Annotated in this window: 16 protein-coding genes; 9 read left to right on the plus strand and 7 right to left on the minus strand. The window is 71.4% G+C overall.

Going from position 1 to position 18,468, the window contains the following annotated elements; genetic code table 11:
• Positions 1-67: 67 nt before the first annotated feature.
• Positions 68-448: a PIN domain-containing protein gene (locus tag IT371_28325; GenBank protein ID MCC6751591.1), complete on the minus strand. Its 381-nt coding sequence runs from the start codon at positions 446-448 to the stop codon at positions 68-70.
• Complete coding sequence (locus tag IT371_28330) at positions 435-695, minus strand: AbrB/MazE/SpoVT family DNA-binding domain-containing protein (GenBank protein ID MCC6751592.1); 261 nt, start codon at positions 693-695, stop codon at positions 435-437. Before IT371_28330 ends, IT371_28325 begins: the two co-directional genes overlap by 14 nt.
• Positions 696-786: 91 nt before the next feature.
• Between IT371_28330 and IT371_28335 the strand changes: the two genes are divergently transcribed.
• Positions 787-1,704, plus strand: a complete 918-nt coding sequence (locus IT371_28335) for a M48 family metallopeptidase (GenBank protein MCC6751593.1) — start codon at positions 787-789, stop codon at positions 1,702-1,704.
• A gap of 67 nt (positions 1,705-1,771) precedes the next feature.
• On the opposite strand, the gene IT371_28340 is transcribed toward IT371_28335, so the two are convergent.
• Positions 1,772-2,308 carry a hypothetical protein gene (locus IT371_28340; protein MCC6751594.1) on the minus strand — a complete coding sequence of 179 codons (537 nt, stop codon included), beginning with the start codon at positions 2,306-2,308 and terminating at the stop codon, positions 1,772-1,774.
• Between the two features lie 207 nt (positions 2,309-2,515).
• Between IT371_28340 and IT371_28345 the strand changes: the two genes are divergently transcribed.
• Entirely contained in the window at positions 2,516-4,276 is a 1,761-nt protein-coding gene (locus tag IT371_28345; protein MCC6751595.1) for a dynamin family protein, read from the plus strand.
• A 28-nt stretch (positions 4,277-4,304) separates the two neighbouring features.
• On the opposite strand, the gene IT371_28350 is transcribed toward IT371_28345, so the two are convergent.
• Positions 4,305-5,882: an MBL fold metallo-hydrolase gene (locus IT371_28350; protein ID MCC6751596.1), complete on the minus strand. Its 1,578-nt coding sequence runs from the start codon at positions 5,880-5,882 to the stop codon at positions 4,305-4,307.
• A 521-nt stretch (positions 5,883-6,403) separates the two neighbouring features.
• On the opposite strand from IT371_28350, the gene IT371_28355 reads away from it, so the two are divergent.
• The 3 genes from IT371_28355 (at position 6,404) to IT371_28365 (ending at position 12,996) form a co-directional block, all read left to right on the plus strand.
• On the plus strand, positions 6,404-9,268 hold the full coding sequence (locus tag IT371_28355) for a dynamin family protein (GenBank protein ID MCC6751597.1): 2,865 nt from the start codon (positions 6,404-6,406) through the stop codon (positions 9,266-9,268).
• 127 nt (positions 9,269-9,395) lie between these two features.
• Entirely contained in the window at positions 9,396-11,594 is a 2,199-nt protein-coding gene (locus tag IT371_28360) for a serine/threonine protein kinase (GenBank protein MCC6751598.1), read from the plus strand.
• 208 nt (positions 11,595-11,802) lie between these two features.
• Entirely contained in the window at positions 11,803-12,996 is a 1,194-nt protein-coding gene (locus IT371_28365; protein MCC6751599.1) for a hypothetical protein, read from the plus strand.
• Positions 12,997-13,011: 15 nt separating this feature from the next.
• Here the strand turns inward: IT371_28365 and IT371_28370 are convergent, their stop codons facing one another.
• Both IT371_28370 and IT371_28375 read right to left on the minus strand, forming a co-directional pair.
• Positions 13,012-13,770, minus strand: a complete 759-nt coding sequence (locus IT371_28370; GenBank protein ID MCC6751600.1) for a hypothetical protein — start codon at positions 13,768-13,770, stop codon at positions 13,012-13,014.
• A gap of 102 nt (positions 13,771-13,872) precedes the next feature.
• Complete coding sequence (locus IT371_28375; protein ID MCC6751601.1) at positions 13,873-14,607, minus strand: hypothetical protein; 735 nt, start codon at positions 14,605-14,607, stop codon at positions 13,873-13,875.
• 218 nt (positions 14,608-14,825) lie between these two features.
• Here IT371_28375 and IT371_28380 point away from each other — a divergent pair, with 218 nt between their 5' ends.
• Genes IT371_28380 through IT371_28395 form a run of 4 tightly spaced genes read left to right on the plus strand, consistent with a single transcriptional unit; the run spans position 14,826 to position 17,750 of the window.
• A complete protein-coding gene (locus IT371_28380) occupies positions 14,826-15,521 on the plus strand; it encodes a hypothetical protein (protein ID MCC6751602.1) in 696 nt (231 codons plus the stop codon).
• Positions 15,521-16,402 (plus strand): glycosyltransferase family 2 protein, encoded by an 882-nt coding sequence (locus tag IT371_28385; protein ID MCC6751603.1) that lies wholly within the window; start codon positions 15,521-15,523, stop codon positions 16,400-16,402. The genes IT371_28380 and IT371_28385 overlap by 1 nt, the downstream gene beginning before the upstream one ends.
• On the plus strand, positions 16,390-17,016 hold the full coding sequence (locus IT371_28390; GenBank protein MCC6751604.1) for a hypothetical protein: 627 nt from the start codon (positions 16,390-16,392) through the stop codon (positions 17,014-17,016). Before IT371_28385 ends, IT371_28390 begins: the two co-directional genes overlap by 13 nt.
• Positions 17,013-17,750, plus strand: coding sequence for an SDR family NAD(P)-dependent oxidoreductase (locus IT371_28395; GenBank protein MCC6751605.1), 738 nt, complete (start codon positions 17,013-17,015; stop codon positions 17,748-17,750). Before IT371_28390 ends, IT371_28395 begins: the two co-directional genes overlap by 4 nt.
• Here the strand turns inward: IT371_28395 and IT371_28400 are convergent.
• Positions 17,731-18,459, minus strand: coding sequence for an ABC transporter ATP-binding protein (locus tag IT371_28400; GenBank protein MCC6751606.1), 729 nt, complete (start codon positions 18,457-18,459; stop codon positions 17,731-17,733). The genes IT371_28395 and IT371_28400 overlap by 20 nt on opposite strands.
• Between the last annotated feature and the right edge of the window lie 9 nt (positions 18,460-18,468).

Genomic DNA, 18,468 nt, shown 5'->3' on the forward strand with positions numbered 1-18,468 from the left:
CCGGCCGCCGTGCTGGAGACGGTAGACCCCTGCACCTCCGTCGGGGCACGAGCTTGGGGTGGGCGGGTCAGACCTTCTCGGCCCCGTCGAGCTTGGCGAGCGCGCGGTCGAAGGTACCCAGTGGCAGGTGGCCGGCGCGGCGGGCGAGCTCGACCATGACGCAGTCGGAGAAGCCGACCTTGGGGTGCGCTCGAAAGGCGGCGAGGGCCGCGGCGACGAGCTCGCCGTCCTGAATCGCCAGAGACTGGTGATCGAGGAGCATTTCGAGGGCCGCGGCGAGACTCCGGGGTTTGAGCTCGTAGACGGCGTCCAGCACCCAAACGGTCTCGACGAGCGCGAGGAGCGAGACCCAGGCGCCGCCCGCGACGTAGGCCTCGGCCGCAGCGACCTGCTTCGGGTCGTCGCGCACCAGGAGTCGCACGAGGACGTTCGTGTCAATGGCGCGCATGGCGCCTCCTGATGCTCTTGCGTAGGCCTTCCTCGAGCTCCTCGAGCGAGCGGCGCGCAGGGGGCTCGTCGAAGATCGCCTCGTGAATCTCCGTGGAGCTGAAGGACCCCACGCGCCGCACGACGGCGTGGTCCCCTTCAACCTCCCATTCGAGAACCGCTCCGGGCCCCATCCCGAGCTGCCGCCTTACCTCGGCCGGGACCGAGACCTGACCCTGAGAGGTGACGCGCGAGCTGGCTGTCTTCATGCTGAGTATATTACCATGGTAATGCTGGCGCCGCGAAGGGGTCTGTCGGGTGGCGTGGTCTACGAGCGCGGTTTGCGCTAGCCTCCGTCCTATGCCGGAAATCAGCTTCGACTTCGCCGAGTACGTGGCCCAGCGCAAGGGGGCCGAGGAATCCACGATGCGCAGCGGGTCGGCCTACGCCTACCCGGGGGACCATCGCGTGCTGCGCACCCTGGGCCGGGTCACCCCCGTGAAGCTCGCCACCGAGGCCTCGGTCAGGCTCTGGAAGAACCTGGCCAAGAGCCAGATCCTGGGCAGCGCGGTGAAGGTGACGGACAAGCAGTTCCCGGAGCTCTACGCCTTGACCGTGGCCTGCGCCGAGAAGCTGCAGATCGCCGTCCCCACGGTCTACGTCGCCCCCGAGGTCGGAACGCTGAACGCGCACACCTTCGGCACCGAGGACGACGCGTACATCGTGCTGAACGGCGTGCTCGTGGACCATCTGAGCCGCGAGGAGCTGGCCTTCGTGCTCGGGCACGAGTGCGGCCACATCCAGAACAACCACGTGGTCTACATGACCACCCTCTATTATCTGACCTACGCGGCGAACGTCTTTCTGCGCTGGATCGTGAAGCCCGCCGTGCTGGCGCTGCAGAGCTGGGCCCGCCGCGCCGAGCTCACCTGCGACCGCGCGGGCCTGCTCTGCGTGGGGGCGCTCGAGCCGGGCGTCTCGGCGCTGGTCAAGCTCGCCCTTGGCAGCCAGAAGCTGGCCGAGCAGGTGAACGTCGACGAGTACCTGAAGCAGCTCGACGAGAGCCGGCAGGGCCCGGGGCGCATGGCGGAGCTCCTGCAGAGCCACCCCTACCTGCCGAAGCGGGTCGCCGCGCTCAAGCTCTTCGCCGCGACGCACTACTTCCGCAAGGCCGCCGGCGAGGCGCTCACCGAGGGCGAGGGGCAGAGTCTCGACGCGTGCGACGCCGCCGTGGGCAAGCTCGTGAGCGTCTTCGGCGGGCGCAAGGCGGGCAAGTAGCGGGGGAGCCGTCGAGGCGCGCGGGAGGCTACCTCGTGGCGCGGGAAGCTACGTCGTCGCCGGGAAGCTACTTCGTCGCGCGGTTGAGGCCCTGGGCCTGCTCGGCCTTCAGGAAGGTGCTCCAGGCGTTCTGCAGGGTGCCCGGGATGCCGTAGTACTCGGACCTGCGGTCCTTGAAGATGAGCAACGGCCGCTCGTGCACGTAGAGCACGTTCTCGGCTTTGTGGTAGGCCGTGCTCAGTTTCTGGGCCTCGGCCGTGAGCTCGGCCCACAGGCCGCTCTCGGCCTGCTTGACCCCCTTGTCGAGCTCTGCGATGCGCCGCGCCGCGCGGTCGAGCGTGCGACCGGCGCCGATGAGCGACCAGAGGCTCACCCGATGCAGCCCGCGCACGAAGGGGTTCCACACCACCTCCGCGCGCCCGAGCTGACCGCCGCGGTCCACCGCCGACTGGAGCGAGCGGTTCACCGCCTTGAGCTCCTGGACGGCGCTGCGGAGCTGCCGCGTCTGCGCCGACTCGGCCTGCGAGGCCGGGGTAGCCCGGGCCAGGCCGGGGACGAGAAGGAGTGCGGCCAGCGCGAGAGAGCGAGAGGGGAGAAGGCGCATCGAGGGACTCCGGTGGTTTCCGTCGGAGGACCCTAGTGCACGCCTCGTGCCTTCGCGGACGCGGATCCGGCCCGCGCCGGGATCGTGATTACGCGGGCTTGGCCGAGGCCTGGCGGCTGGCCCAGCGGCCGGTCCGGGGTCGAGAGGCCGCAGAGTGTCCGCAGCAGCAGTCCGCTGCGCTATGCTGCCCCGCGTAAAGGAGGCCCCATGCTAGAGGCCTATCGGCAGCGGCAGGAGCAGATCGGCGCGACCCTCAGGCAGCTCGCCGAGGCGGCGGCCGAGCTCGGCATGCGCTCGCTCGAGCTCGAGCTCGTGGGGGTCCGCATCCCGAAGCTCGCCGAGGGGCGCTTCAACCTGGTCGTGCTCGGGGAGTTCAACCACGGCAAGAGCACCTTCGTGAACGCCCTCCTCGGCGAGGGCATCCTGCCGGTCGGGATCACCCCCACCACGGCCACGATCAATCACATCGTCTGGGCCGAGGCGCCGCGCGTGCGCGCCGTGCTGCGGGACGGGACGGCCAAGGAGATCCCCCTCGCGGAGCTCGCCGACTACGTCACGCTCGAAGGGGAGCACGCCGCCGAGATTCGCTACGTGGAGCTCGGCTTTCCGGCGGACCTCCTGCGCGACAAGATCACGCTCGTCGACACGCCGGGGGTCAACGACATCAACGAGGCGCGGGCCGAGATCACCTACAGCTATATCCCGCGCGCCGACGCCGTGATCTTCCTCCTCGACGGTACGCAGGTGCTCAAGCAGAGCGAGAGGGCCTTCATCCAGCAGAGGCTCCTCCGCCGCACGCGCGACAAGCTGCTCTTCGTGATCGGCAAGGTGGACCTGCTCTCGCCCGAGGAGGCCGAGGAGACGCTCAACTTCGCGCGGCAGCACCTGGCCGCGCTCGTCGAGGACCCGGTGATCTTCACGGCCAGCGCGCGCCGCTACCTGCAAGGGGAGCGCGAGGCGAGCGGGATGGAGCCGCTCCTCGCCTTCCTCCAGCGCCACCTGCACGAGGAGCGGGGCAAGATCCTCCTCGACAACGCGCTCGCCGACGCGGAGCGCACGCTCGCCTACCTGCGCTCGAGCGTGGGGCTCAAGCGCGGCACGCTCGAGCTCTCCGTCGAGGAGCTCACCGAGCGCGTGTCGCAGGTGCGGCGTCAGCTCGAGGGCTCGCGCCAGACGCTCTCCGAGGCGCTCGAGCGGATCGGGCACGAGACCGAGGCGGTGAAGGCCACGATCCGTCACGACCTGCGCCTCTTCGCCGAGGCCTTCTCCGAGGCGCTGCCCGCGGCGATCGACGCCGTCGAGGCCACCGACGTGAAGCGCTACCTCCAGTTCTTCCTGCAGGACAAGTTCAAGGAGTGGGCCGAGCAGGAGGGGGACAAGGCGGCCGAGCTGCTCGAGAAGCTGGCCGAGGAGATCATCCAGGTCACGAACGAGAACGTGCACGCCGTGCTCGAGGCGGTGGCGGGGCGCTTCGGTCCGGGTGAGGTGCGCGTGGAGCTGGAGGTGGACACGCTCAAGTACGACGCGGGGGTCTTCGCCCTCGGGGCGCTGGGCACCACGATCTTTCTCTTCATGAACACCTTCGTCGGCGGGCTTTTGACCATCGCCGCACCGATCCTGGCCGTGGTGCTGCGCGAGAAGGTGGGGGCGCAGATCAAGGCCCAGGCGAAGCAGCACGGGCCCGAGGTGATTCGCCGCGGCGCCGAGACGATCCGGCCCCGCTTCGAGGAGATCGTGGACCAGTTCGCCGAGCGCCTCACCGCCTTCGTCGAGAACGCGGGGGACGCGCTCTACAAGAACATCTCGGAGGTGCTGGACCAGGCGCTGGCCGAGCGGCGCGTGCGCGAGGCCTCCGCCGAGGAGGCGCAGGGGGCGCTCGCGGCGCAGGATGCACGCCTCGTGGTGATTGGGGCGGAGCTCGAGCGGCTACGTGGCAGTGTGTGGAGCGACGAGGGCGGGGGCGCGTAGCGGGGCGAGGCTTCCCTAGGGGGTGTCTCTAGTCCAGGTCGTACGTCGCGCCCTCGGTGTTGATCGTCACGTTACGACGACCCTGCTGGCCGGTGAGCGCGCCCTTCAGCGCCTGGAGCTGATCGGTGTCGCCGTGCACGAGGAAGAAGCGGCTGACCTGCTCGCCGAGCGAGCCGCTCCACCAGAGCAGGTCGCGCTGGTCGGCGTGGGCCGAGATGCCGCCGATGCGCTCGATCTTGGCCTGCACGGGGACCTGCTGACCGAAGATCTTGATCGAGCGGGGGCGCTGCTCGGCCGTGAGCTGGCCGCCCAGGCTCCAGGGGCTCTGGTAGCCGGCGAGCAGGATCGTGTTGTTCGGGTTGCCGAGGTTGTTCTTGAGGTGGTGCACGATGCGGCCGTTGTCGCACATGCCGGAGGCGGCGATGATGATCTTCGGCCCCTGGACGTTGGCGATGGCCTTGCTGTCGTCGGCCGTGCGCGAGAAGGTCAGCCCGTTGAACTCGAAGGGGTTGCCGTTGCGCTCGGCGAAGGACCGCACGTTGGCGTTGCAGATGCCGATGTTGCGGCGGAAGGCCTCGGTGACCGAGATGGCGAGCGGCGAGTCCACGAAGACCTTGACCGGCTGGCCGTTGTGGGTCAGCCGTCCTTCAGCGGAGAGCTGCTTGAGCGCGTAGAGGAGCTCCTGCGTGCGCCCCTGCGCGAAGGCCGGAATGACCAGGTTGCCGCCGCGGGCGAAGGTCGCCTGGATCTCGGCCAGCAGCTGGGTCTTCACGTTCTCCGGGGCGGCGTGCACGCGACCGCCGTAGGTGGCCTCCATCACGACGTAGTCGGCGCGGGCCGGGACCGTCGGGTCGTTCAGGATGCCCGAGTTGCGGCGACCCAGGTCGCCCCCGAAGACCATGCGGCGCGCCCGACCGTTGATCGACATGTCCATGATGGCCGAGGCCGAGCCGAGGAGATGCCCTGCGTCCACAAGGTGCGTCGAGATCCCCTCGACCGGGCTGAAGGTCTGCCCGTAGGGATGGGTCACGAAGCGTCCAACCGTCGACTCGACGTCGGCCGTCGTGTACATCGGGACCTCGGGGCGCCAACCGCGCTGGCCCTCGCGCAGGCTGTACTTGACGTTGGTCTTCTTGGCGCGATCGGCGTTCATCTCCTGAATCTTCGCCGAGTCGAGCAGGATGGCCTTCGCCAGCTCCGCCGTGGCGGGCGTCATGTGAATCTGCCCGCGATAGCCGTTCTTCACCAGCAGGGGGAGCATTCCACAGTGATCGATGTGGGCGTGCGTGAGCACCACGGCGTCAACCGTGTGGGCGTCGGGGCGTAGGATGCCGTTCTTCTCGGCGGCGCCTTTGCCCTGGAACATGCCGCAGTCCACCATCACGCGCTTGTCGCGGAGCTGCAGGATGTGCTGGGAGCCCGTGACCTGACCGGTGAGCGCGCCTCGAACTTCGTACGCGGCGCCGCCGTACGAGGTGAGCCGGGCGATGTCCCGCTCGACGGGGGTGCCCCGCACGGGCTGACGCGCGGAGACCGCCGCGCTCGACAGGAGGAGCGGCAGAAGGAGCAGCCGAAGAAGACCTGCTCGCGTGGTGTGACGGCTCATGGGCTCTCCTTTGCGACCGAGGGACTGCGTCGACCCTCGTGGGTGTTCCGTCGTTTGCGGACGTGGGTCCTGGCCGCCTTGAGTGCAGGGGACGTGCCGCAACGCTCGGCCTCCCCTCGCGAGCTCGGCCGGGAAGGCTCCGTGGACTGCGCGAGGCGGGGGCCGGCGAGAGATCTCTGCGCAGAGCTGGGTAGAGCTGGGGACACGAGTCCATGCCACGCTTGTATCACCAAGAAATTTCAGGATGCGGTCGGCGGTTCGCGCGGCGTGCCCGCATGTCGCGCCGATCCGGGCCGCCATGAGCGGGGTCTATTGACCCGTGGCGGGCCGGGCGGCCGGAGGCTCCGTGAGGTGCGGCCGTGCGGGGGGGCGGCGCAGGGTTGCCGCCCGCTGGGCCGGATGCTGGCGTGGCCATCCGCTGATCTTCGAATGACCACGTTCGCTCGAGGGATCGGCCGGAGGATCTTTGCCCGGCTACGCGGGAGATGTCGCCCTGCGCGCCGAGGCGGTATGGTCGAGAGATGGGATTCTGGGACCGGGTGGGCCAGCGCCTCGAAGGGTGGGTGGAGGAGCTGGCGGCCCCGGACGCGGTCAAGGACGCGCTCGAGGCGGGGCAGGCGGCGCTCGGGGCGGGGGAACTCGCGCGCGCCGAGGAGCTCCTGCGGCAGGTGGTGGCGCAGGCCCCCGAGCACCCGCGGGGGGCGTTCCTGCTCGGGCTGGCGCTGCTCCGGCAGGGGCGCTTCGCCGAGGCGCGGGTGGCGCTGGAGGCGGCCCGGGCGCTCCGCCCCGACGAGGGGGAGGTGCTCGCGGCCCTCGCGCTGGCGCAGCGCGGCCTCGGAGAGGACGAGGCGGCCCTGAAGACGGCGCGGCAGGCGCTGTCGGGGCGTCTCGAGGAGGGGCTGCTCGCCGACCTCTACGCGCTCCGGGGCGAGGTGTTTCTCGCGCGCGGCGAGCTCGACCGCGCGGTGCGCGAGCTGCGCAAGGCCGTGGCGGCGAGCGACGGCAAGGACGCGCGGCTCCTCGGGCTGCTCGGGCGCGCGCTCCAGCGGGACGGGGACCTCTCGCTCGCGCGGCACTGCCTCGAGCGCGCGGCGCTGGCGCCCGTCCCCGACCCCCCGTCGCTGCTCGCGCTGGTGGAGGTTCTCCTCGCGCTCGGCCGTCCCGACGAGGCGCGGCTCGCGGCGCTGCGGCTGACCGAGGCGGCGCCCCGACTCGGTGAGGGGCGGCTGGCCCTCGCGCGGTGTCTGCTCGCGAGCGGTCGCGGCGGCGAGGCGCGAGACGCGGTGCTGGCCCTTCTCGCCGAGTCGCCCCGGCTGCCGGCCGCGCACCTCGTGCTGGCCGAGGTCCACCTCGCGGTGGACGACGCGGCGCAGGCCCTCGCCCACCTCCGGATCGCGCGCGACCAGGGCGAGGCCTCCCCATCGCTTCTCGCACGCATCCTCGCGCTGGCAGTGGAGGAAGCGCGTAGCTCTCTCCTCGCCGCCGAGGCGGAAGCGCACCTGCGCGCGGAACCGAACGAAGCCCTGGCGCTCGCTGCCGCCGCGTGGGGCGCGAGCGACCCCGCGCGCGCCTTCGAGCTCGTCGCCCGGTCGCTGGCCGCGGGGGAGACCTTCGCGGGGCGACTGGTCCTCGGTCGCCTGGAGCTCGAGGCCGGCAGGCCCGAGGCGGCGATCGTCGCGCTTCGTTCGGCGCTGCGGCTGCGTCCCGCGAGTCGCGTGGCGCGGCGCTGCTTCGAAGAGGCCTGCCGCGCGCTCGTCGGAGGCGAGGTCGCGGCGGCGGAGGAGAGCCTGCATCCGGTCCTGCGGCGAGTCGAGCGGCTGCTCGCGGCCCGGCCCGCACTGAGCGCGCTCGCCGCGCAGACGGCGCGTCTCTCGCAGGAAGTGGACCTGCCGCTCCTCCTCGCGGTGATGGGAGAGTTCAACAGCGGCAAGTCCACCTTCGTGAACGCGCTCATCGGGCGCGAGGTGGCGCCGATGGGGGTCACGCCGACGACGGCCACGATCAACGTGCTCAAGTACGGTCGCGAGCCGGGGGCGCGCGTGGTGTGGCGCGACGACCGCGAGGAGCTGCTCTCGTTCGAGGAGCTGGGCCCGTTTCTGCGCCAGCTCGAGCCGGCCCGCGCGCGCGGGGTGCGCGTGGTGGAGATCCTCGTGCCGGCCGAGGAGCTGCAGCGCGTGAACGTGGTCGACACGCCGGGGCTCAACTCGCTTCTCGAGGAGCACGAACAGACGGCGCGGGAGTACCTCGCGCAGGCCGACGCCGTGGTCTGGCTCTTCTCGGCCGGCCAGGCGGGGAAGCAGACCGAGGAGGAGGCGCTCGCGCTCATCGGGCGGCAGCGCCTCAAGACCGTCGGCGTGCTGAACAAGGTGGACCGCCTCACCGTCGAGGAGCGCGAGGCGGTGCTGGCCCACCTGCGGCAGGGCTTCGGGGAGCTCGTCGACGACGTCCTGCCCGTCTCGGCGCGGCAGGCGCTCGGTGCGCTCGCGCACGGGGCGGGGGAGCCGGCTCTCGAGGAGAGCGGCTTTCCCGCGCTGCGCGCGCACCTCGAGACGCGGATCTTCGCCCGGAGCCGCGCGCTCAAGCGGGCGGTGGTGGCGCGCCGCCTGGGCGAGACGCTCGGGCAGGCGCTCGAGCAGCTCGAGGGCGAGCGGGTCGCGGTCGCCGCGGGGCGCGAGCTCGCCGCGGAGCTGGACGAACGCTGCCGTACGGAGCGGCCGGCCGCGCGCCTCGACGCGGAGCTGGCCCGGTTGCGGGTGGAGCTCGGCGAGCTGCATCGCCGCAACGCGGGCGAGGTGGTGGACTTCGTACGGCCCCGCAGGTCGCGCTTCGGCGAGCACGCGGTGAGTCGCGCCGACCGGGACTTTCTCCTCGAGCTCTGGAGCCACGGCCTCGCGCAGCTCGGTCAGAGGTCCCAGGCGCGCGTGGCGGCGGAGGTCGAGAGCCTGGCCGAGACGCTCCACGCGGCGCTGCGGCGGGAGGCCTCCCCGGCCGCGTCGACGGTGCTGGCGCGCACCGCCGAGCTCGTGCTCGCCCGGGCCGCCGAGCGACGCGCGCTCCTCGAGCAGCAGGTCTACGCGCGCTTCGCCGCCTACGCGCGCGGCTACCTCGCCGGCGGGCGGGTGGAGCGCTTCTTCGCCGTGGAGCTGCCCGAGCTCGAGCTCGAGACGGCGCGCGTCGCGGCCGTCCTGGCCGAGAGGCCCCTCGACCTGGAGGGGGAGCTCTTCGCGCCGCTGCGAGAATGGGACGCCGCGACCACCCAGGTCCTGCGCGAGGTGGTGCGCGACGCGGGACGGGAGCTCTCCCTCCTCGAACAGGAGCTCGAGCTGCGGCTCCTCGGGCCCCTCTCCGCGCTGCGGGCGGCCTTGCCCCGGGAGGCGCCGGCCTGACCGCCGCGAGCCCTCTTCGCCGCGGCGGATCCGGCTGCCTTCCAGTCGGTTCCCGGGTACAATGGCCGGCGGCGCGACGAAGCCCTCGCGCCGAGAGGGTGACGCCGCTCCGGGGAGGCCGATTCGCATGCTCCGCCCATCTGACCGAAAGCCGAAAGGCCCGCCTTCGGGAGCGCTGCGGGGCGCCGGCGGCGGAGGTGCGCCCTTCGAGCCCGTCACCTTCGGCCGCTACCGGCTCGTCGAGCGCATCGCCCTCGGGGGGATGGCGGAGATCTTCAAGGCCAAGGTCTTCGGCGCGCACGGCTTCGAGCGCACCCTCGTCGTGAAGCGCATCCTGCCGCAGCTCGCGCAGGACGCCGAGTTCGTGCGCATGTTCATCGACGAGGCCAAGGTGATGGGCCAGCTCAACCACCCGAAGATCGTGCAGGTGCTCGACTTCGGCGAGGTGAACGGCCAGTACTACATCGCCATGGAGCACGTCGACGGCATCGACGGCCTCGCGCTCCTGCGTCTCTGCGCCGACCGGCGCTGCCGCCCGACCACCGCGGTGGCCGTGCACGTCATCTCCGAGGTGCTCGACGCGCTCGACTACTCGCACGCGCTGAAGGACGAGCAGGGCGTGCCGCTCGGCATCGTGCATCGCGACATCACGCCCTCGAACATCTTCATCTCCACGCGCGGAGACGTGAAGCTCGGCGACTTCGGCATCGCGCGCGCCGCCCTGCGCGAGGAGAACACGCAGGTCGGGGTGCTCAAGGGCAAGTACGGCTACATGTCCCCCGAGCAGGTGAGCGGCGACATCGTGGACCACCGCGCCGACGTCTTCTCGGCGGGGGTAGTACTCGCGGAGCTCCTCATCATCCGGCGCCTCTTCACCGCGCGCAACGAGCTCGACATTCTCTTGCAGGTGCGGGACGCGCAGCTCGACCGCCTGAGCCGGTACGGCGAGCGCATTCCGAAGGACCTGCGCGCGATCCTCGAGGCGGCCCTCTCGCGCGATCCGGCGCTGCGCTACCAGAACGCGGCCGACTTCCGCGACGCGCTCTTGCGCTACCTCTACGACAACCGCCGCATGGTCAGTAACGGCCACGTCCGGCGCTTCCTCGACCGCCTCGGCGACGACCAGGCCATGGTGACGGGAGCCGACGACGACGGCGGCGCGGTGGAGATCCCCGCGCTCGGCGAGGGGCGCGTGCGCAGCGACTTCGCCAGCAGCAGCATGGACCTGACGAAGACCTCGATGGAGGAGGAGCTCTTCAAGAAGGCCGCCGCCGAGACGCGGCAGGTCGATGTGCCGCCGGAGCTCGAGGGGACCACCGGAGTGGAGCGCCCCCGTGAGGTGGGGAAGAAGCGGCGCATCGTGCTCGCCCCGCCGCCGAGCGCGCAGCCTCTGCCCGGGGAGCTGCCGGTGATGCAGGAGTCCGGGAGGTCGCAGACCGACGACCGCCTCGCCGCAGTGGCCGACCCGCGGCGCTCTCTCGACTCGCTCCCCGACTTCGACGACCTGCAGGACCTCGTCGAGGCCCCCGCGCTCCCCGAGATCCACGAGCTGCCCCCGGCGCCGGCTGCGGAGCAGGTCGCGGCGCGCCTGGCCGCCACGGGGCTGCCGCAGACCAGCTCCGATCAGCACGGGGACCTCGAGCGGCAGAGCCTCTTCAAGGTCATCTTCCGCCTCGCCGTGAAGGAGGAGACGGGGCTGCTCCTGCTCAAGCAAGGGGAGGCGCAGAAGAAGATCTTCGTGGTCGACGGACACCCGCGCTCCATCAGCTCGAACCAGGCGGAGGAGCTCTTCGGTCAGTACATGGTGCGCAAAGGGGTGATCTCCGACGGCGAGCTCTCCATGGCGCTGGCCATGTTGCCGCACTTCCAAGGGCGCCTCGGGGACACGCTCGTCTCGCTCAAGCTGGTGACGCCGGTCGAGATGCTCCGCCACCTGACCTTCCAGGTACGGCAGAAGCTGCTCGATACCTTCACCTGGACCACCGGCACCTTCGAGTACTACGCGGGGCGGCGCAACACCGAGGAGTTCGCTCCGCTCGGGCTCGACGCGTTCGAGCTCCTCGGTGCGGCGATCCATTCGATCGCCCTGGAGGTGCTCGTCGAGCGGCTCCAGCCGCTCATGGGGGTGCCGCTCCGCCCCGCGAGCCTCACGCCGGTCCCCCCCGAGGTCTTTCGCCTCGGACCCTTGCCGGCGCAGCTCCGCCAGCGCTTCGATGGGCGGCTCACCGTCGGAGAGGTGCTCGGCCGCTTCACCGAGGTCGTGCAGAAGCAGACCGCCACCCGCCTGGTCTACCTCCTCACCGAGACGGGGTTGCTCGTCCCCTGAGGGCCCTCGGGCCCCACCGCGTCCTTGCGAAATCGGAAAGCTGGCGGGCGGATCGTCGGATCTCGGTGTTCGGGTGCCTCCCGGTCCGCGGCGAGGCGGTCGATCCCTGTGGGACCATCGCGTGTTGGAACGCCACGACGCGCCGGTCGGCCGTGGCACGGGAGCTGCTCCTGCGCACTCTTCGGACAACCGTGTTTGGAGAGGACCCATGTGGCGGACGCGTGAACTGACCCTGGCCCTGTGCGTGGGCCTGACCCTGAGCCTCGTGGCCTGCGGCGGCGAGACCCCCGAGGCGGGAAACGAGGAGCGCCCCGAGCTCGCCGAGCTCGGCGGGAAGGCCGACGTGCCGAGCTGGCTCCGGCACATCCCGGCGGAGTTCAACTGCACGACGGCCGTGAGAGGCCGCTTCACCCCGTGGGATAGCGCGCACCTCTACAGCTTCCCCGGTACGCAGGGGACGGCGACCACCTTCGCCTTCGAAGGCACGTACGCTCCGTCGGCGGGGGTGGGCCTCGCGGTCTACGACGCCGAGACGGGAAAGCGCCTGGCGTCGACCCGCGTGCGCAACGCGAACAAGGCCACGCTGGCCTACACGCCCGAGAAGGAGGGCAAGCTCCTCGTGGCGGCCTATTCGCTGCGCGCCTGGACCTGGGGCAACTACACACTGACGGCGAGCTGCGCGGCGACGAGCTGCGCGAGCAACGACGAGTGCGCCAAGGGACAGTTCTGCGCCTTCAAGAGCGGGTGCGGGCTGGACGGCACGAAGGGGACCTGCACCGTGCACCCCGACGCGTGCATCGCCCTCTACAAGCCGGTCTGCGGCTGCGACAACCGCACCCACAGCAACGGCTGCATGGCCGCATCCGCGGGCGTGTCGGTCCAGCACGACGGCGCGTGCCTGGCCATCCAGGTGACGGGCGCGGTGCAGAAGGTGGGGCAGCCCTTCCCGGCGTCGCTGACCAACACCAGCTCCGAGACGATTTACCTCGGCGGGTGCTCCGCCTTCGACTGGCAGAAGCAGGAGGGGAAGACCTGGGTCAGCACGGGTCCCGACCGGATCTGCGTCTGGGAGGGCCTGGCGCAGCCGGTGAAGCCCGGCACCACCTTTAACCAGACCATGTTCCCGAAGGCGGCCGGGACCTATCGGCTCGTCGGGGAGTACGGCCTCGGGTGCGTCGCCGACCAGCCGCTGAGCCGCGCCAAGTGCACGAGCTTCCGCACGGCCGTCTCGGCCCACTTCACCGTGGCCGCGACGTGCGACTTCACGGCGGACCCGAGCAAGAGCTACGTGGGCAAGAGCAAGGAGGAGTGCGCGCGGATTCGCTTCTTCTGCACGGCGGACTCGACCTACTTCTCGGACGACTGCGGGTGCGGCTGTCAGAAGCTCGTCGCGCCCAAGTAAGGGCCCGACGGCGCGCTAGCGATCTTTCGCCGCGCGGAACCCACCCAGCTCGAAGACCTGCTTCTTGTCGCCGATCTCCAGGTCCCCCTTGATCATCCCCACCATCTTGCCGTCGGCGGAGAGCGCCGCGAAGACCACGTCGTCCACGCGCAGGTCCGCGCGCGTGAACTTCAGCGAGGCGAGCTTGTCGCACTGGGTCGGGAGCATCGTCTTGGCCTGAGCCAGGTCCTGGGTCGCCCGGTCGCGCATCTTGCCCGCCGGCAGGAAGGGGAGCTCGCCGATCTCCACCACCGGCAGCGACTTGCACGCCGCGCTGGTGACGGCCTTGATCGCCGCCTTGGCGGCCGCGCCGAGCGGGGCGAAGGCCCCCTTGAACTTGGCCGGGGAGAGCCCCTTCACGAACATCTTGCCGTCGGGCACCTCGCGCCCCTGGAACGAGAGGAGCTTCGGGCCGCCCTCGCCGAAGTTCAGCGCCGTGCGCAGGTAGAAGACGGCGCGGTCCCCCTGGTAGAAGATGAGCTCGAACTCGAGGGCCAGAAGGCGCGCCGAGGCCACGGTGGCCCCTTTCAGCGATTCGGTGAGCGGGGTGCGGGTCTGCACCTCGATGGGGGCGAAGGCGGCCTTGGGGTCCTTGCCCTTGAGGGCCGCGTTGACTCCCTTGGTCAGGTGATCGCCGAGCTTCTTGGCCGGGGCGAAGGGGTTGGCCGCGCTGGCCGGGGCGGCGAGGAGGCAGAGCGAGGCCACGACGAAGAACGAGCGGACGGTAGCGCGCACGAGAGGGTCTCCTTGAGCTGGGGTCCCCACGCCGGAGCGAGGGGGACGGTGGTACGGCGGGTCGGGGAGCGCGCTAGCGTAGATCGGCGACGACGGGGGAGGCTACTGGATCTTCGCGGTGAACTTGGCCGCGGGGGGCAGGCGGGTCGGGGGCGGGCAGCTCTCGCCCGTGGCGAGCTCGGCCGTGTGCGACCAGTCGCTCAGCTTCACGTAGCCCAGGGAGACGCGGACGCCGCAGCTCGTGTGCGCGATGATCTGGGCCACGCGCTCGAGCTGGGTCGTCTGCCGGTAGAAGACGGCCTTCTGCCCGGCCGGGATCGTGCCGTCCTGCCGCAGCGTCGAGGAGTCGAGCGCGGTGGAGGGGTCCACGCCGAAGGTGCGCTCGAGCTCCAGACCCACCGCGAGGGGGTCGCGCGGCAGGCCGAGCTCCCGCGCGCGCTGCCCGTCGTAGGAGTACTGCACGGACCGCATGCGGAGCTCGTGCGCCTCGGCCTCCTCGGTGTAGGAGATGGCCAGGTCGCTTGCGCCGCCCGCCAGGCACAGGCTGACCTGCATGGGCGACAGGCGTTCCACCGCTCGCGCGGTGCCGCTGTAGTAGAGCCGGACGGAGGTCGCGCGGCAGCGGGGGCTGAGCTCCTCGGAGGGCTGGGGGAGCGCCGCCTCCTCGGACGGAGTGCCGCCGCCGGTGGCGGGGAGGCGGTCGTGGTGCTCGAGGGTCGGCTCCGTCGCCTCGCCCGGCTCGTCCATCGTCCCGCAGGCGCCGGTCGTCAACCCGAAGAGCGTCGCCACGATCACCCGACCTCGAATGCGATGGCTCTGGCACGACCGACTGAGCATGGTTTCCGCTCCCTGCGTAGGCACCCGTTGCGAACGAAGGTCGCTAATGCAGCTGCGATGCCAAGTCTCGTTTCCGCGTAAGCCACTTGTATTACACCCGTTACCTGGAGGTCGGGAGCGGTGCTGGGGTCAGGGGATCCCCCCCGCTGGCTGGCCGGCCAGCCGGATCGCCCACCGCCGTCTACTCCGCCGGCCGGGCATCGAGTATGGTCCGGGGCGTGCGGCACGGACCTGGCGCGGCGACGGAGGAGAGGCCCGGGGACCCCCTCGTCCTGGGGATCGACGAGGCGGGGCGCGGTCCTCTGCTCGGGCCGCTCGTCCTCTGCGGCGTGCGCGCCTCCCCTGCGGCGCGGTCGACCTTCGCGCGCCTCGGGCTCCTCGACTCGAAGGCCTACGGCTCGACCGCGGCGGGAAAGCTCCGGCGGGCCCGGCTCGCCGAGGAGATCCGCGCGCACGCCGAGGTGGCCGTGCGGGTAGCCGAGGCGGCCGAGGTGGACCGCTGGGTCCAGGGGGCCGGGCTGAACGCGCTCGAACAGGACCTGGCGCGGGAGCTCATCGCCGACGGGGCGGCCCCGACCCGTATCGTGGCCGACGGGGCGCGGCTCTTCGGGCCCCTGCGCGCGGAGCGGCCGGAGCTCGAGGCGCTCGACCGGGCCGAATCCGTGGAGCTCGCCGTGGCCGCAGCCTCGATCGTGGCCAAGGCGGAGCGCGACGCGCGGCTCGCGGCGGAGCTCGGCCCCTACGAGGCCGAGTTCGGCCCGATCCGCGGCGGCGGCTACTGCAACGCCGGGACGCTGAGCTTTCTGCGAGCCTACGGGCAATGCCACGGGGTGTTTCCCGCGTGCGTGCGCACGAGCTGGCGCTGGCCCGAGCTCCTCGCGCTCCGGCGCGAGCTCGGCCTGGAAGACGCGTGATGCGGGCCGAACACCTCCCCGGGACCGTCTCGGTGATCGTGCCGACCCACGACCGCGCGGCGCTCCTCGGGCGCGCGCTCGACTCGGTGCGGGCGCAGACCCGCCCGGCCGACGAGATCCTGGTCGTGGACGACGGCTCCACCGACGGCACGCGCGAGCTGCTCGCCCGCTATCCCGAGGTGCGCGTGCTCTCGCAACAGCAGCGCGGTGTGAGCGCCGCCCGAAACGTTGGGCTCCGGGCCGCGCGCGGCGAATGGCTCGCCTTGCTCGACTCCGACGACGAATGGCGCCCCACGAAGCTCGCCCGCCAGCTCGACGCGCTTGCTCGCGCCCCCGAGCAGCGCCTCTGTCACACCGACGAGGTCTGGATCCGTCGCGGCCGGCGGGTCAACCCGATGCGCAAGCACCAGAAGCGCGGCGGCTTCATCTACCGGCACTGCCTGCCGCTCTGCTGCATCTCTCCCTCGTCGGTGGTCCTGCACCGCGAGGTGCTCTGCCAGGTGGGCCTCTTCGACGAGTCGCTCCCGGCGTGCGAGGACTACGACCTCTGGCTGCGCATCTGCCTGCGCCACCCGGTGCTCTTTCTCGACGAGCCGCTCCTCGTGAAGTACGGCGGCCACGCCGACCAGCTCTCGGCGCGCTACCCGGGCATGGACCGCTTTCGCATCCAGGCGCTCGAGGGGATGCTCGAACTCCCCGAGCTCGTCGGTGAGGAGCGCGAGGCCACGCGCGCCACGCTCCTCGAGAAGCTCGAGATCTACCTCGCCGGGGCGCGAAAGCGCGGACGGCACGACGAGGTGGCGAGCTACGAGGCGCGACGCGCGCGCTGGGCCGACGCTCAAGCGCGTCCACCGGAGGAGGGCGAAGCGTGCTCCGCCTAGTCGTGGCCCTGCCCCCCGAGGCGCGTCCGCTCGTGCGGCACTACGGGCTCAAGCCGCCCGCTGAGCCCGAGCCCTTTCCGATCTACCAGGGCGAAGGGATCTGGCTCGTCGTCTCGGGACTCGGCAAGCTCGCGGCGGCGGCGGCGACCTCGTACCTCTACCTGCGCAGCGGCGGGCAGCGCCAGGCGGCCTGGCTCAACCTGGGCGTCGGCGGACACCGCGAGCATCCCCTCGGCACCGGCCTCCTCGCCCACAAGGTGATGGACGAGGCCACCGGCTGGCGCTGGTATCCCCCGCAGCTGCCGGAGCTCGCCATCCCCTCCGCCTCGGTGCTCACGGTAGAGCGCCCCGAGACGGAGTACGCGGGCCCCTGGCTCTACGAGATGGAGGCCAGCGGCTTCTTCGTCGCGGCCAGCCGCTTCGCCGCACCCCCGCTCGTTCATTGCTACAAGGTGGTCTCCGACAACCTGCACCAGCGCACGGAGAAGGTGGACGCCGCGCTCGTGGAGCGCCTGATCGACGAACGGCTGGGCGAGCTCGACCTCCTCGTGCGGCAGCTCGCCGCGCTGGCCCGCGACCCGGCCTCGGCCGGGAGAAACGAGTCTCGCCGATGATCACGCGCAAGCTCGCGCGCGCCGACGGCCCGCGCACCATCCTGCTCACGGGGGCCACGGGAGGGATCGGCGGCGCGATCGCCGGCCGCCTGCTCGAACGAGGCCATCGCGTCCTCGGCGTGGGACGCAACTTCCAGCGGGGGGCGATCGTGCACGAGCGCTTCGTCCCCGTCCCGGTAGACCTCGGCGCGCTCGACGCGCTCCCCGAGGCGCTGACGGCCCTCGCGCAGGCCCACCCGGAGGTCTCCGCGCTGGTGCTGGCCGCCGGCCGCGGTCACTTCGGTTCGCTCGAGGAGTTCTCGTACGACCAGATGCGCGAGCTCCTCGAGCTGAACTTCCTCAGCCAGGCCTTCGTGGTGCGCGCCTTTCTCCCGGCGTTGAAGTCGCTCCATCGGGCGGACCTGGTCTTCCTCGGCTCCGAGGCGGCGCTCGCCGGAGGGAGGCGCGGGGCGATCTACTCGGCGAGCAAGTTCGCTCTGCGCGGCTTCGCCCAGTCGCTCCGCGAGGAGTGCTCGCGGAGCGGGGTGCACGTCTGCCTCGTCAATCCGGGGATGGTGCGCACCCCCTTCTTCGACGCGCTCTCATTCGGTCCCGGTGACGAGGAGGAGAACGCGGTCGACGAGACGAGCATCGCCCAGGCCGTGGAGCTGGCGCTCGAGAGCCCCTTCGGTACGGTGCTCGACGAGATCAACCTCTCGCCGCTGAAGAAGGTGGTCAAGCGCCGGCGGCCGTAGTTCCGCTGGCCCTAACCCCCGAGCCTTCGTCGGCCACCACGCGGCCGTCCCGGAGCGTGAGCCGGCGACCCGCGCGCTCCGCGAAGTGCGCGTCGTGGGTCACCATCACGATCGTCATGCGCTGCTCGACGTTCAGCCGCTCGAAGAGCGCCACCACCAGCTCGGCGTTCTTGCTGTCCAGGTTCCCCGTCGGCTCGTCGGCCAGCAGGATCGCCGGCTGGTTGGCCACGGCGCGGGCGATGGCCACGCGCTGCTGCTGCCCCCCCGAGAGCTCGTTGGGACGCCGCTTCCAGAGCTCGCCGATCTCCAGGAACTCGAGCGCGCGCTCGGCGAAGTCCCCCGCCTCGTCCTTCGAGAGGCCGCGCCGCAGCATCGGCACCATCACGTTCTCGCGCACGTTGAACTCGGGGAGCAAGAAGTGGAACTGGAAGACGAAGCCGAGCTTCTCGTTGCGTAGGTGGGCGCGGTCGTCGTCGTCAAGCTCGCTGGCGTCGACCCCGTCGATGATCACGCGCCCCGCCGAGGGGCGGTCGAGCGCGCCGAGCAGGTAGAGGAGCGTGCTCTTGCCCGAGCCGCTCGCGCCGGTCAGCGCGACGAAGTCCCCCGGCAAAAACGTCAGGTCGAGCGCGTGCAGGATGGTCTGCTTGACCTTGGCCCCGAGGACCCGGCTCAGCTTCTGCGTCTCGAGGATGGGGGTCTTCGAGCTCACGGCGCCGCC

The sequence above is a fragment of the Deltaproteobacteria bacterium genome (assembly GCA_020848905.1).
GTDB lineage: Bacteria > Myxococcota_A > Polyangia.